Source organism: Novosphingobium sp., assembly GCF_965214355.1.
Taxonomy (GTDB): domain Bacteria; phylum Pseudomonadota; class Alphaproteobacteria; order Sphingomonadales; family Sphingomonadaceae; genus Novosphingobium.
In genome coordinates this window covers 3,844,126-3,857,784 of the sequence record NZ_CBDCBI010000002.1, presented here as the reverse complement: position 1 = coordinate 3,857,784, position 13,659 = coordinate 3,844,126, and the positions used below count along the sequence as shown (strand labels likewise).

Below are 13,659 nucleotides of genomic sequence, written 5' to 3'. Positions count from 1 at the left end.
GCGCAGGCTTTACGCATGACCCTGCGCGCGGACCAGCAGCGCAACCGGCGCCAGCTGTTTGCTGCGCCTGGTGGATCGCACGATCGTATCGTGCGCATCCTGTCGGTGGTCTTGCCCGGCATGATCGGCGTGCTCGTGGCCATCATGATCACCGCGCCGCTGACCCCGCGCGGCGAAATCAGCTTCCTGCTCGATCGCACCAAAGTGGCCATGGTCAACGACCGGCTGCGCGCGCTGGGCGCGATGTATCGCGGCCAGGATGACAAGGGCCGCGCCTTTTCGGTCACCGCCGGCAGCGCGGTGCAGCACACCGCGCGCCAGCAACTCGTCGAAATGAAGGACGTGACCGCGCGGATGCTGCTCGACGACGGCCCGGCGGTAATTGTCGCCGAAACCGGCACGTACGATTTCGGGCACCAGAAAATTACCGTACCGGGGCCGGTGAATATCCAGAGCGCGGATGGCTATCGCATGGTCACCCAGGGTGCCGACATCGATCTCAATGATCGTCAGATGGTCAGCCATGGTGCGGTCGAAGGCCGGATCCCCAGTGGCACGTTCAGCGCGGACCGCATCGTCGCCAATCTCGATACGCGCGACATCAAACTCGATGGCCACGCCAAATTCCGGATGGTGCCGGGCCAGACCACTCTGCCGGGCAGGAAATCGCCCGCCGTTCCCCTATCTTCGATGCAGGTGACCCAGCCGTGACCCCAGCTTTTCGCATGCGCCCCGATTTCGCCCTCCGGCCGCTGATCGGCGGCATCGTGCTGCTGGCGGCTGTCGCCGGCGCGGGCCCGTTTGCACTGGCAGCAGCGATTTCGCACAACAGCGATGCGCCGGTCGATTTTTCGGCCGATCACATCGAATTGCAGGACAAGCAGAAGCGCGTGCTGCTGACCGGCAATGTCGACATCGTCCAGGCCGATCTGAAAATGACGTCCGATCGCACGCTGATGGCCTATACCGATGTCAGCAAAGTGACGCTGCAACGCGTCGATGCCACCGGCCATGTCGTGGTGACGCGCACATCGGAACGCGCGACCGGCGATGTCGCGGTCTATGATCTCAACCGCAAGCTGATCACGATGGTCGGGCATGTGACGCTGCACCGCGCCAATGGCGACAATCTGAACGGTGGGCGCCTGGTCACCGATCTGAACACCGGCATTTCGAATATTGATGGCCACAGCGCGTCGTCGGGCCCGGGAACGGCCGGTATCGGCCAAAGCAGCACCGGCGGGCGAGTCAGCGGGACATTCAACGTGCCCAAAAAGGACGACAAGGCCCCGAAGCCCTGAACACTCATATCCTCCCCGGAACGGGGAGGGGGACCGCCCGCGGGGTGGTGGAGGGGCAGCGCCTCATCGTGCATCGCGTGGTATGATGCGCCAATCCCCCTGGCGTAGCAGTGCAAGGCCGAGAGGTGGCGTCCGGCGGCGCCGCCCCACCACCACTGCTTCGCGTGGTCCCCCTCCCCGTTCCGGGGAGGATTTTTCAGGATTATTCCTCGGTGCGGATCAGGACGGTTTCACCGATCAGCAGGAACAGCAGGAACGGCGACCAGGCGGCGAGCAATGGCGTGTATCCGCCGAAATTGCCCATTGCCAGCGCGGCATTGTCGATGACGAAGTAGGCAAAGCCCAAGGCCATGCCGATCACCGCGCGCACGAACAGCTTGCCCGATCGCGCAAGGCCGAAGGCGGCGACGGCGCCGAGCAGCGGCATCAGCAGCGCAGAGAGCGGGCCCGAGATCTTGTGCCACCATTTGGCGTCGAGCTCGCTCGTGCGGTAGCCGGCGGCCTGGATTGCGGCGATCGAGGAGGACAGCTGCGGCAGCGATTCGCCGTCGGCGTCGGTGCGGCGGACGATCACTTGTGCGGGGTCGACGCCGGTGGCGTAGATCGCGTGGGGGCCTAGCCGGGTCTGCTGCGTGGTTTGCACATCGAACACGGTCCCGGTGTCGAAGCGCCAGCCGGGATGGGCGTAAACGGCGCGCGGTGTCTGGACGATTTCGGTGACAATGCCGTTGGCGTTGCGGCGATACCAGCTGACATCGCCCATCTGCGTGGCGGCGCCGCGCCCGGTCACGGTGCGCGCGTACAGGATGTTGGGCCCGTCCTGCATCCACACGTTGGTTTTTATGTCGGTGTCGGGCGGCACTTTGCCGTATTCGACATCCTGCCAGGCTTTGAGCGCGGAAGTTGCGCGCACAGTCACGCGTTCGTTGAATGCGAAGGTCAGCACGCTGGTGACGCCGGCGACCAGGAACAGCGGCGCCAGGATCTGGTGCGCGGACAGCCCGGCGGCTTTCATGGAAATGACTTCGCTGTTCTGGTTCAGCGTGACGAGCGTGATGATCGTGGCGAGCAGCACGGAATAGGGCAGGAAGCGGCTGATCAATTGGGGCGCGCGCAGGCTGACGAAGCGCAGCAGCTCCATCTGGCCATTGCCCTTGACCGCCATGATATGCCCGCTTTCGCTCAACAGGTTGAGCATTTGCAGCACGAGCACGAGCATGAACAGCACCGCGATGATCCGCACCGCGAACATGCGCGCCATGTACATCGTGACCGTGCGTGACGGAAAGAAATCAAGCAGCATGGGGTGTGCCTTCGTCCGGCGCTGGGGCGTCTGCCACGACGCGCGCCGGTTCTTTCACGAACAGGCGCACGACTGTGCGGGCAAGGCGACTGAACATTGTTTCCAGCCCGCCGATCGGTTGCCCGCCGGGGACATAGGCCAATGTCCAGTACAGCCAGACGATCAGGGCACCGAACAGCGTGAACGGCCCCCACAGCGCCAGCACGGGATCGGCGCGGCCCAGGCTGGCGATATCCTGCCCGTACTCGTTGACCTTGTGATAGGCGACGACCATCACGATCGACAGGAACACGCCGAGCGCGGACGAGGATCGCTTGGGCGGCACCGCGAGTGCGACCGCGAGCATCGGCAGCAGGAACATCATCGCCACTTCGACCAGGCGGTAATTGAGATTGGCAATGCTCTGGTAGCGCATTTCTTTGGTCGAGGCATGGCTCCAGCCGATGCGCAGCAATTCGGGCAGGAAGTATTCGCGATCCTTGTCACCCCGGCGGCGAAACTGTTCGATGCGCGGCAGGTCGATCGGCAGATCGTGGCTGGCAAAGGTCAGTACGCGAGGGGACCGGATATTGGGCGCCTGCTGCACGATCTGGCCATCGGTCAGGCGCAGGATTACCGTATCGGGATTGTCCTTGTTGGCGAAAAACTGGCCTTCGCGCGCCGAAATCGTCAGGGTTTCGCCGGTGGTGGTCTGGATGCGCGAGAAAATGCCCTGCAACTGGCGGCCATCGTCGCGGCTCGATTCGACACGCAGCGCGGTGCGGTTCTGCAAAGTGTTGAATTCGCCGACCTTGATCGAGGCACCAAGCGCGCCGGAACGCAATTCGAACTGCAGTTCCTCGTAATAATAGCGCGACAGCGGCTGAACATAGCTGACGATCAGCAGGTTGAACACCGCGAGCACGATCGCGAACAGGAACGGCACGCGCAGCAGGCGGGTATAGCTGAGGCCCACCGCGCGCATCACGTCGAGTTCGGAACTGGTCGCCAGCTTGCGGAAAGCAAACAGGATGCCGAGCATCAGGCCGAGCGGTATCGCCAGGCTGGCATATTCCGGCATCATGTTCGCCAGCATCTTGAAGACGACGGCGACCGGGCCGCCCTCCATGGCGACGAAATCGAACAGCGTCAGCATCTTGTCGAGGATCAACAACGAGGCTGCGATGAAAAACACCGCCAGCATCGGAACGATGATCAGCCGGGCGATATATTTGTCGGTGGCGGTGATGAATGTCACGGGTTTGGCCGGCGCTGTGCGATATTGGCCATCCGAAAGCGCTGATCCTGCATGCCCGAATGCCTAGCCGGGTTGATGGTCTTAAGAAAGGTAAAAGGCATCGTGATGTCGCGGTTTTGGACGCGCGATCAGGCCTTTTCGAGCGTGCAGCGCAGCGGGTGCTGATTCTGATCAGCGAAATCCATCACCTGGTTCACTTTGGTTTCGGCGATTTCGTACGCGAAAATGCCGCAGACCCCGACGCCGCGCTGGTGGACATGGAGCATGACCTGGGTCGCCTGATCGATATCCATATGGAAATAGCGTTTCAGCACCAGGACCACGAATTCCATCGGGGTGTAGTCGTCGTTCAGCATCAGCACCTTGAACATGCTGGGCTTTTTGGGCCGCGTGCGCGTCTTTGTCGCGATGCCGATCTGGCCATCGCCGCCGTTGCCGCCGCCTGCGCCATCTTCGTCCGCGCCGGCGCTGCGGACGGGCGGGGTCGCGGGCGAACGCACGTTAAAGACAGGCATCGCCCCGGTTACGGGTGGCTGGATTTCGGAATCACGCAGCATGGTCGTCGCAATATCGCATCGCACCGCGATCCATTCAAGAGGCGCGAACACGATCAGGCATCACGATGGGCCATCTTCCGGCCTTTGTTCATCATCATTCGCCCCAGCCGGTGACCCGATGTCCGCCAAAGACCATCTTGCGGATGGCCGGCATCGTCAGCGATGCGCTGAACCCGGGCACCGGCGCGCTGGCCGTGTCGAGCCGCTGCATGGCCTCTGCCGGCAAACAGATATCGGTCGCGGCGATATTGGTTTCGAGCTGCGACACTTTGCTGGCGCCGATCAGGGTGGAGGCGACACCGGGGCGGGCCAGCGTCCAGGCCAGCGCCACTTGCGCCACCGGCCGATCGAGTTCGGCCGCGACCGCGGTGAGCGCGGCCAGGATATCCCAGTTGCGATCGACGAACTTGCTGTTGCCGAACGGGTTGGCCCCGCTCAGCCGGCCGATATCGGCGGTGTTTTCACGCTTGTATTTACCGCTGAGAAAACCGCCGGCCAGCGGGCTCCACGGCATCACGCCCATGCCGCCCTCACGCGCCGCAGGAAAATGTTCGCCCTCGACATCGCGCGCGACCAGCGAATATTCGAGCTGCATCGCGATCGGGCCGGGCACGCGGCGCTCATTGGCGATGGTCGCGGCCTTCATGGCCAGCCACGCGGGCATGTCCGAAAACCCGTAATACCGGATCTTGCCCGCGCGGACGAGGTCGCCGAGCGTCTGGACGATTTCCTCGACCGGGGTGACGCCGTCCCAGATGTGCATCCAGTACAGATCGATATAGTCGGTGCCCAGGCGCCTGAGCGAGGCATCGAGTGCGCGGTGAATGTTCTTTGCGCCAGCGCCCCCGGCATTGGGATTGCCGCGTCCGGTTTGCCCGGCGACGCGTGGGCTGGCTGAACCGTTGAACGCGAATTTGGTGGCGAGCACGATATCGTCGCGCGCGACGCTGTCGGCCATGAAGCGCCCGACCAGCTTTTCGCTTTCGCCGCCAGCATAGACATCGGCGGTGTCGATGAAATTTCCGCCCGCTGCGCGATAGGCGTCGAAGATCGCGCGCGACGTGGCCTCATCGGCGCCCCATGCACCGGGGCCGAAGGTCATCGTGCCGAGCGCGAGCGGGCTGACGACAAGACCCGAACGGCCGAGTGTGCGAAAATCGGTAAGCGCCATGCGATGAGTTTCCTAGCGTTCGATACGAAACGCATGCTAGACGAGAAGCACGTCACGTCAACCAGTTTCAGAGCGATCACTATGGAATTATCCGACCAGCCTCCATCTCTCCGCCGCAAGACCGGCAGGCCGCTGTCGTTCAACCGCGATGCCGCGCTGGAACAGGCGATGCTGACATTCTGGCGGCATGGTTACGAGACGACATCGATCGTCGATCTGACCCAGGCGATGGGGGTGACCGCGCCGAGCCTCTATGCCACGTTCGGCGACAAGCGGCGGCTGTTTCTGGAGGCGGCGGCGCTGTACGCTGGTGATCCCGAAGAACGGGCGCGGGCGATCGATGATGCGCCGAGCGCGTATGACGCAGCGCGCGCGATGCTGGCCGGCGCCGCGATTGCCTATACCGGTGATGCCACTCCCCCGGGGTGTCTGCTCGCCAGCGCGACCGCCAGCGGTTCGGCCGCGTCGCGCGATGTCCAGGCTGCCATCGCCGATATCCGCGGCAGGATCCGGACCACCCTTGAGGCACGGATCAGGCGTGATATCGATGCTGGAACAATGCCGTTCAGCACCAACCCTGCGGCGCTGGCGGGACTCGTCCTGGCGGTGGTGCAGGGGATGTCGGTTCTTGCACGTGACGGGGCGCAGCGCGCAGCGCTGATCGCCATAGCCGACGCGGCAATGGGGGCATGGCCGCGCCATGGCGATCCATGACGCAAAACGGGCCGGGCGGGGTTATCCCGTCCGGCCCGCTGCAAGGCTTGATCCGCGTGAAGGCGATCAGGCGGCTTTGTGGATCTTTTCGACCGCGAGGCTGACGCGGTTCGAGATCGGCTGGAACACTTCGTTGGCCAGCTTGAGCATGGCTTCGCTGTTCTTCGAGCTGGCAGCGACGGCGGCATCGAAATGCGCGCGCATCAGCGACGAATGCTTTTCGAGCAGTTCGCTGGGGCTCTTCACCGCGGCGTAGCTCTTCATTTCGGCGCTCAGGGTTTCGAACGCAGTCTTGCTTTCGGTCGCATAGCCCTTGGTCATCGCCTGCAGGCCGCTGGCGAGGATCTTGGTCGATTCGACCAGAGCTTCGACGTTGCCCTTGGTGAAAGCGCCGACTTCGCCCAGGTTTGCCTGGCTCTTTTCGAACGCGGCCTTGGCTTTGGCCGAGGCATCCTTGAGCGCGGTCTGGAACTTCTCGGTGTATTCGGTGGTGGTGGTCGTGGTCATTTTGGGTGCCTTCTTGATAACCGCCGCAGTCCGCGCAAGGGGTGCGGGGATAGTTTTGGCGGGCGTTTTGATGGGTAATCTGGCTGGTGCCGGCTTGATTTTGGGTGACGTGGCCTTGGGTGCCGGCTTGGCGGGGGTTGCAGCGGCTTTCGCCACCGGAGCCGGCGTCCTGGCTGCGACCGGTTTGGCAATCTTGCGGCCCGGCGCTTTGTTTGCCGGGGCGGCGGCTGGGTTTGCCGGGGCGGCTGGCGTCACCGTCGCTGCCGCGCGGGCAGCGGCTGGTTCGGCGGCTTTTGCCTCCGTAGCGGTGGTTTTTGCTGCGGCTTCAACTGCGTCAGCGGTTTTTTCTGCAATCGGTTCGACAGGATCGACCATGGGACAATGCTCCTCAGCGGCGGTATCGCGATATGCACCGGAGACGACTCCGGTGGACGCGGCCTTTGCTGCAGTGCAGCATTAGCCTCGGCACAAAGACCAAGTCAAGGATTATTGTGCGCTGCACCATAACCATTCTGGCGGCATTACGCCGCACGTTTCAGCGCGTGCGGACGTAGCTTCCCGGTGCATCGGCAATCGCCTGGTCGCCCCGGCCGCCGGGCGCGCGCTTGCCTTTGGCCGGCACTTGGTCTGTGCCGAATGCGCGGATCCATTCGATCCAGTCGGGCCACCAGCTGCCTTTGGTTTCTGCAGCGCCGGCGATGAATTCGTCGAGTGTCTGCACAGCGCCGGGATTGAGCCAGTACTGGTATTTGCCTGAAGCCGGCGGATTGACCACGCCGGCAATATGCCCCGACCCGGCCAGCACGAACCTGTAGGGTCCCGCCAGATGCTGCGTCAGTTTCCAGACGCTTTGCGCCGGCGCGATATGATCGAGCCGCCCGGCCTGGATATAGCACGGCGTGGCAATCCGCGTGAGGTCGATCGGCGTGCCGTCGACGCTCAGCGAATCGGGTTCGATCAGGCGGTTGTCGCGATAGAGTTCGATCAGATAGGCACGCAGCCATTTGAACGGCAGGTTGGTCGTATCGCCGTTCCAGTACAGCAGGTCGAATTCGGGATAGTCCTCGCCCATCAGGTAATTGTTGACGACGTAGTTCCACACCAGATCCGATGACCGCAGCATGTTGAACGCCATCGCCAGATAGCGCCCGTCGAGATAGCCGTCGGTCGCAAGCTTTTCGATCATCTGCAACTGGCCGTCGTCGATGAAATTCTTGAGATCGCCGGCGTGTTCGAAATCGACTTGCGCGGTGAAGAACGTGGCCGAGGCAACCTTGTCCGCCTGGTTGCGCCGCGCCAGCACCGCCAGCGTGGCCGCAAGGGTCGTACCTGCCACGCAATAGCCGATCGTGTGCACCGCGGGCACTTTCAGCCGCGCACGCACCAGGTCGATCGCCGCGATCTGGGCCAGGACGTAATCGTCCCACGACAGATCGGCCATCGTCGCATCGGCCGATTTCCACGACACGACAAACACCGTCAGTCCTTGCGCCACCGCCCAGCGGATAAAGCTGTTCGCCGGGTTGAGATCGAGAATGTAATAGCGGTTGATCCACGGCGGAAAGATCACCAGCGGCACCGCGTTCACCGTGTCGGTAACGGGGCTGAATTGCAGCAATTGGAACAACGGTGTTTCGTGCACCACTTTGCCCGGCGTCGCGGCGATGTTGGTGCCCAGTTCGAAGGCATCGAGCCGTGTGTGCGTCAGCTGCCCCTTGCGCAGATCGGACAGCAGATGCTCGACCCCGCGCACCAGATTTTCGCCTTTGGTTTCCATCGTGCGCTGGATCACCAGCGGATTGGTCAGCGGGAAATTGGCAGGGCTCATCGCTTCGGTTAGCACTTTGAGCATGAACCGCATCTGTTCGCGGCGTTCGGGCGGAACGCCGGCGACATCATCGGCCATCGCGCCCAGCCGTTCGGCCAGCAGCAGATACGTCTGGTGGATCAGCGCAAATACCGGCTGATCCGACCATTGCGGATCGGCAAAGCGGCGATCCTTGCGCGGCAGGGGTGCGGCGGGCGCGTTCGCGCTGCCCATACGGCCCAGGATCGTCGTCCACAGCGCCAGACCATCGTCCCACATCTGTTTCTGTGCCGGTACCACCATCGGCATTTGCGCCAGCCAGGCGGCGGGCTCGATGCCGGCGGCGGGATTGGCACCCGCACCCCCCAGCGCACTCGTCCACATCTCGCCCCATGCGTTCCAGTTTCTCGGCCAGCTTTCCGGATCTGCAAAACGCGCCATCAGCGGCTCGATCCGCCCGGCCTGCTCGGCGCCGAAATCCAGCCACATCTTCTGCAACTTGGCCGCCGACATCGCCCAATGCTGCAGATCGCCCGGTTCGGGCGGAGCGACCTGGTTGCCGGCCATGGCGCCCGTCATCAGCGGGGCAAACAGCGCCTGCAACGCGGCACCCTGCTGGCGCATCAGATCCTCGATCACGACAGTGTCGTTGATCGCCGCCGCGCCTGCGTCGCCGTCGCCGGCCGCCTTTGCCCTGGTGCCCATGGAATCCTCTTTTTCGTTACGGCCGCTTCTATACGTGTCGCGGATGCGTGACCACTGCAAGTCCTGCGACAGGTTTTCATGACTGCCGGTTTGGCGTAAGGGCACGTGGCCCTCGCAATTCCGCCCAGGCCGCAGAAAGACCCAGGATCCGTGGACGAAGAATTCTACCGCATGAAGCGCCTGCCGCCCTATGTCATCGCCGAAGTCAACGCGATGCGGGCCGCCGCGCGTGCCGGCGGGCGGGACATCATCGACCTGGGCATGGGCAATCCCGATCTGCCGCCCCCGCAGCACGTCATCGACAAATTGTGCGAAGTGGCGATGAAGCCGACCGCGCACGGCTATTCCGCTTCGCGCGGCATTCCCGGCGTGCGCAAGGCGCAGGCCAAATATTACGCGCGGCGGTTCGGCGTCGAACTCGATCCCGAGACCGAGGTCGTGATGACGCTGGGGTCGAAGGAAGGTCTGGCGAGCCTGGCCACCGCCATCACCGCGCCGGGCGATGTCGTGCTCGCGCCCAACCCGAGCTACCCCATTCACACTTTCGGGTTCATCATCGCCGGCGCCACGATCCGCTCGGTGCCGACCACGCCCGATGACCGCTATTGGGAATCGCTCGATCGTGCGATGCGCTATTCGGTGCCGCGCCCGTCGGTGCTGATCGTCAATTACCCGTCGAACCCCACGGCGGAAACGGTCGACCTGGCATTCTACGAGCGGCTGGTCGCATGGGCGCGCGAAAACAAGGTGTGGGTGCTGTCGGACCTGGCCTATTCCGAGCTGTATTTCGATGGCAATCCCACACGATCGATCCTGGAAGTGCCTGGCGCCCGGGATGTCGCGGTGGAATTCACCAGCATGAGCAAGACGTTTTCGATGGCCGGCTGGCGCGTCGGGTTTGCGGTCGGCAATACGAAGCTGATCGCGGCGCTGACGCGGGTGAAATCGTACCTTGATTACGGCGCGTTCACCCCGATCCAGGCGGCGACGTGTGCGGCGCTGAACGGCCCGCAGGATATCGTCGCCAAAAACCGCGAGCTTTATCAGAAGCGCCGCGATGTGCTGGTCGAAAGCTTTGGCCGCGCAGGATGGGATATTCCCAGCCCGCCCGCGTCGATGTTCGCCTGGGCCCCGCTGCCACCGGCGCTGCGCCATCTGGGCAGCCTGGAATTTTCGAAGCAATTGCTGACCCAGGCCGAAGTCGCGGTGGCGCCAGGGGTCGGCTATGGCGAGGACGGCGAGGGCTATGTGCGCATCGCGATGGTCGAAAACGAACAGCGCCTGCGCCAGGCGGCGCGCAATATCCGCCGCTATCTGCAAAGCATGGGCGTGAACGCGACGGCGGCTTGATTCAGGTTACGATCCCGGGCATTTAATCGATCGCTGAATTGTTCGGGACCGTGGCCATGCCAAATTTTGCTGATCGTGTATCTGTCACGGTCGAGGATCACGTAGCGCACGTGCTGCTCGATCGGCCGGACAAGATGAACGCGCTGGATGATGCGATGTTCGGCGCGATCATCGCAGCGGGCGAGCATCTGCGCAACGCGGCCGGCGTGCGCGCCGTCGTGGTGTCGGGCGCGGGGCGCGCGTTTTGTGCCGGGATCGACCTGTCGGCGCTGGCGAATGCCGACAGGTGGAAAGGCGGTGCGCTGGCCGACCGCACGCATGGCATCGCCAACCGCGTGCAATATGTGGCGACGCTGTGGCGCGACCTGCCGATGCCGGTGATCGCGGCGGTACACGGCGTGTGCTTTGGCGGCGGCCTGCAGATTGCGAGCGGCGCCGACATCCGTATCGCGCATCCCGGCACGCGGCTGGCGGTGATGGAAGTCAAATGGGGCATCGTGCCCGATATGGGCGGATACCTGCTGTGGCGCGGCAATGTCCGCGACGATGTCCTGCGCGAACTGACGTATACCCACCGCGAATTTACCGGCGAGCAGGCATCCGCAATGGGCTTCGTCACGCATCTCGATGCCGATCCGTTGCTGCGCGCGCTGGCGCTGGCGCACGAGATCGCAGGCAAGAGCCCCCATGCCGTGCGCACTGCCAAGGACCTGTACAACCGCACGCGGATGATGAGCGACGCCGACGTCCTGATGGCCGAAAGCCTGGCGCAGATCCCGCTGATGTATTCGCCGGGCCAGATCGAGGCGATCCGCGCGGGGATGGAAAAGCGCGAGGCGCAATTCATCGATCCGTGATCGACACCCTGCAAGAATCAGATTGCCCTGCGCCCCGGCGTCGGCTAACCGCGCTGCTCTCTTGCACCCCTTGCGCACCGCAGGGTCGCTGCCAAGGGGCCCGATGGCGGAGTGGCCACGCACCGGATTGCAAATCCGTTTACCCCGGTTCGATTCCGGGTCGGGCCTCCAGGGATTTTTGTTTTCAAATTGGTATCATTTTATACCGCGAACACACCTGAGCCGCGAATATCTGGCGACAAGTAGGCAAGTATTGCGTAGCGGGTGGGGTTTTCGGGACGTTGCGAGCTATATTCGATATTTCTAAAATACTTTGCTCGCTCTCCCGGCATTACATAACGGTAATGTTATGATTGCCGGACCCGCCTTGACATCGCGCAGATGAAATTTGATTAATCAAGCGATTTCACGGGGGTGGTGTTGATGCGGGCGAGATTCGCTTTTGCGAGCGGAATGGTTTTTTTGTCGTGCGCATCTGCCGCATCTGCTTTTGGCCAGGCTGCCGCGCCCGTTACAGTGACGCCGCCGACGTTGCGCCCGGCGGACACTGGCGGCCATATGCAGGTCGAAATTCCCGAGGCGGGGGCGCTGACGCCGCCCGCGGGTGCAGAGACGCTCAGTGTCACGCTGTCGGGCGCCACGATCGAAGGCGGGTTTGCCGAAGTGGCGCCGCAGACCGAGGCGGTACTGGCCGGGTTGCGCGGGCGCCGGGTTACGCTGGCGCAGATCTATGCCGCCGCGTCCGAAATCGAGGCGATCCATGCGCGTGCCGGCTATGTGCTGGCGCGCGTGGCGGTGCCGGCGCAGGATCTGCACGACGGCGGTGATCTGCGCATCGTGGTGGTCGACGGGTTTATCGAGGATATCGATGTGTCCGGCGTGTCGCCCAGGGTGCGCAAGGTCGTGCTGGCGCGCACCGCGTTTCTGAAGGGGCGGCGGCACCTGAAGCTCGGGCAGATCGAGCAGCCGCTGCTGATTGCCGCAGACGTGCCGGGGCTGTCGCTCAAATCGACGCTGGTGCGGGGCGGTCAGCCCGGGGCGACGAGGATCGTGCTGGAGGGGACCAGCCAGCTGGTGTCGGGCAGCGTGGGCGGCGACAACCAGCTGCATCCTTCGCTGGGGACGTACAGCGTCAATGCGCAGTTGTCGTTCAATTCGCTGCTGGGCCTGGGCGAGCAGATATACGGCTTCGTATCGTCGGGGTACCAGATCGACCGAATTTTCGCCAGCGACGTGCGCGAGCGCGTGCTGGGCGGGGGCGCGGTGTTCGGCCTTGGTGACGGGCGCCTGACGATCAATCCGGAAGCGACGTTTTCGCGCACGCGGCCCGCGCCCGATGTCTCCGCGCCGCTGACGACGGGCGATCTGCGCCGGCTGTCGCTGCGGCTGGGCTATACGCTGGTGCGGACGCGGCAGGAGACATTCGGCCTGACCGCATCGGTCGAGCAGATCGACGAGACCAACAATGTGCCGAGTTTCGATGTCTCGATCAGCCATGACCGGTACATGGCGGCGCGGGTGGGGCTGAATTATTCGCACACCGGCGGTCCGTTCGGCTCGTGGTCGGCCGGCGGGACAGTCAGCCAGGGGCTTGGCGGCCTCGGCGCGCTGACGCTGGCCGATGCGGCACGCAGCGGCACGCCGTTTTCGCGGCAGGGCGCCAGCGACGGCTTTACCAAACTGAACGTGCAGATGAGCGGCGTGATGTCGCCGGTACAGGCGATCGACTTGCGCATCTATGCTGCCGGTCAATCCACCTTTGGCAAGGCGGTGTTCCGCGCCGAACAGTCTACGCTCGAAGGCGCGACGGCTGTATCCGCTTACGTCGGCGGCATGACGGCGGTCGACGAAAGCGTGACGGCAAGGGCCGAACTTGGCGGCCGGATTGCGCTGGCCGGCGGCAAAGATCCCTTTGTCCTTGCGCCTTATGTCTTTGCGGCGGGCGGTGTTGGCGCGATCGAGCGGCCGACCGCGCTCGAGCCGGGCACCATCCGCGCGGCAGCCTTCGGGGCAGGTGCACGCACCAGCCTGTTCCGGCCGGGGCTGACGTTCGCTGTGGAATATGCCCATGGCATCAGCGATTTCAGGCCGATCGCCAAAGCCGACCGGGTAAATTTCTCGACAAGTTTGCGATTCTGAGCGGGGCACGG

12 protein-coding genes and 1 tRNA gene are annotated in these 13,659 nt (G+C 63.8%); 7 read left to right on the top strand and 6 right to left on the bottom strand.

What is annotated here, in order from left to right; translation table 11 throughout:
- Window positions 1-15 precede the first annotated feature (15 nt).
- On the top strand, window positions 16-711 hold the full coding sequence (gene lptC, locus ACOOE2_RS17770; RefSeq protein ID WP_420384309.1) for an LPS export ABC transporter periplasmic protein LptC: 696 nt from the start codon (window positions 16-18) through the stop codon (window positions 709-711).
- Window positions 708-1,301 (top strand): LptA/OstA family protein, encoded by a 594-nt coding sequence (locus tag ACOOE2_RS17765; RefSeq protein ID WP_420384308.1) that lies wholly within the window; start codon window positions 708-710, stop codon window positions 1,299-1,301. Before lptC ends, ACOOE2_RS17765 begins: the two co-directional genes overlap by 4 nt.
- Window positions 1,302-1,503: 202 nt before the next feature.
- Here the strand turns inward: ACOOE2_RS17765 and lptG are convergent, their stop codons facing one another.
- The 4 genes from lptG to ACOOE2_RS17745 all read right to left on the bottom strand — a co-directional run bounded on the left by lptG (window position 1,504) and on the right by ACOOE2_RS17745 (window position 5,569).
- A complete protein-coding gene (gene lptG, locus ACOOE2_RS17760) occupies window positions 1,504-2,604 on the bottom strand; it encodes an LPS export ABC transporter permease LptG (RefSeq protein ID WP_420384307.1) in 1,101 nt (366 codons plus the stop codon).
- Window positions 2,594-3,841 carry an LPS export ABC transporter permease LptF gene (gene lptF / locus ACOOE2_RS17755; RefSeq protein WP_420384306.1) on the bottom strand — a complete coding sequence of 416 codons (1,248 nt, stop codon included), beginning with the start codon at window positions 3,839-3,841 and terminating at the stop codon, window positions 2,594-2,596. Before lptF ends, lptG begins: the two co-directional genes overlap by 11 nt.
- A 128-nt stretch (window positions 3,842-3,969) precedes the next feature.
- The gene (gene clpS / locus ACOOE2_RS17750; RefSeq protein ID WP_420384640.1) at window positions 3,970-4,356 is read right to left on the bottom strand and encodes an ATP-dependent Clp protease adapter ClpS; all 387 of its coding nucleotides are present in this window, start codon (window positions 4,354-4,356) and stop codon (window positions 3,970-3,972) included.
- Between the two features lie 136 nt (window positions 4,357-4,492).
- Window positions 4,493-5,569 carry an aldo/keto reductase gene (locus ACOOE2_RS17745; RefSeq protein ID WP_420384305.1) on the bottom strand — a complete coding sequence of 359 codons (1,077 nt, stop codon included), beginning with the start codon at window positions 5,567-5,569 and terminating at the stop codon, window positions 4,493-4,495.
- A gap of 81 nt (window positions 5,570-5,650) precedes the next feature.
- On the opposite strand from ACOOE2_RS17745, the gene ACOOE2_RS17740 reads away from it, so the two are divergent.
- The gene (locus ACOOE2_RS17740) at window positions 5,651-6,283 is read left to right on the top strand and encodes a TetR/AcrR family transcriptional regulator (RefSeq protein ID WP_420384304.1); all 633 of its coding nucleotides are present in this window, start codon (window positions 5,651-5,653) and stop codon (window positions 6,281-6,283) included.
- A 66-nt stretch (window positions 6,284-6,349) separates the two neighbouring features.
- On the opposite strand, the gene ACOOE2_RS17735 is transcribed toward ACOOE2_RS17740, so the two are convergent.
- Window positions 6,350-6,790, bottom strand: coding sequence for a phasin family protein (locus tag ACOOE2_RS17735; RefSeq protein WP_420384303.1), 441 nt, complete (start codon window positions 6,788-6,790; stop codon window positions 6,350-6,352).
- A 535-nt stretch (window positions 6,791-7,325) separates the two neighbouring features.
- A complete protein-coding gene (locus ACOOE2_RS17730) occupies window positions 7,326-9,302 on the bottom strand; it encodes a PHA/PHB synthase family protein (protein ID WP_420384302.1) in 1,977 nt (658 codons plus the stop codon).
- A gap of 150 nt (window positions 9,303-9,452) precedes the next feature.
- Between ACOOE2_RS17730 and ACOOE2_RS17725 the strand changes: the two genes are divergently transcribed.
- The 4 genes from ACOOE2_RS17725 (at window position 9,453) to ACOOE2_RS17710 (ending at window position 13,648) form a co-directional block, all read left to right on the top strand.
- Window positions 9,453-10,652, top strand: a complete 1,200-nt coding sequence (locus tag ACOOE2_RS17725) for an LL-diaminopimelate aminotransferase (protein WP_420384301.1) — start codon at window positions 9,453-9,455, stop codon at window positions 10,650-10,652.
- Window positions 10,653-10,708: 56 nt separating this feature from the next.
- Complete coding sequence (locus ACOOE2_RS17720; protein ID WP_420384300.1) at window positions 10,709-11,509, top strand: crotonase/enoyl-CoA hydratase family protein; 801 nt, start codon at window positions 10,709-10,711, stop codon at window positions 11,507-11,509.
- A gap of 97 nt (window positions 11,510-11,606) precedes the next feature.
- Window positions 11,607-11,680: transfer RNA gene (locus ACOOE2_RS17715), tRNA-Cys, on the top strand.
- Between the two features lie 291 nt (window positions 11,681-11,971).
- A complete protein-coding gene (locus ACOOE2_RS17710; RefSeq protein ID WP_420384299.1) occupies window positions 11,972-13,648 on the top strand; it encodes a ShlB/FhaC/HecB family hemolysin secretion/activation protein in 1,677 nt (558 codons plus the stop codon).
- Window positions 13,649-13,659 lie beyond the last annotated feature (11 nt).

Bases quoted from the DNA above. Each gene is read 5' to 3' on its own strand.
- lptC (WP_420384309.1), top strand. From the start codon at position 16: ATGACCCTGCGCGCGGACCAGCAGCGCAACCGGCGCCAGCTGTTTGCT.
- lptG (WP_420384307.1), bottom strand. From the start codon at position 2,604: ATGCTGCTTGATTTCTTTCCGTCACGCACGGTCACGATGTACATGGCG.
- clpS (WP_420384640.1), bottom strand. From the start codon at position 4,356: ATGCCTGTCTTTAACGTGCGTTCGCCCGCGACCCCGCCCGTCCGCAGC.
- ACOOE2_RS17745 (WP_420384305.1), bottom strand. From the start codon at position 5,569: ATGGCGCTTACCGATTTTCGCACACTCGGCCGTTCGGGTCTTGTCGTC.
- ACOOE2_RS17740 (WP_420384304.1), top strand. From the start codon at position 5,651: ATGGAATTATCCGACCAGCCTCCATCTCTCCGCCGCAAGACCGGCAGG.
- ACOOE2_RS17735 (WP_420384303.1), bottom strand. From the start codon at position 6,790: ATGACCACGACCACCACCACCGAATACACCGAGAAGTTCCAGACCGCG.
- ACOOE2_RS17730 (WP_420384302.1), bottom strand. From the start codon at position 9,302: ATGGGCACCAGGGCAAAGGCGGCCGGCGACGGCGACGCAGGCGCGGCG.
- ACOOE2_RS17720 (WP_420384300.1), top strand. From the start codon at position 10,709: ATGCCAAATTTTGCTGATCGTGTATCTGTCACGGTCGAGGATCACGTA.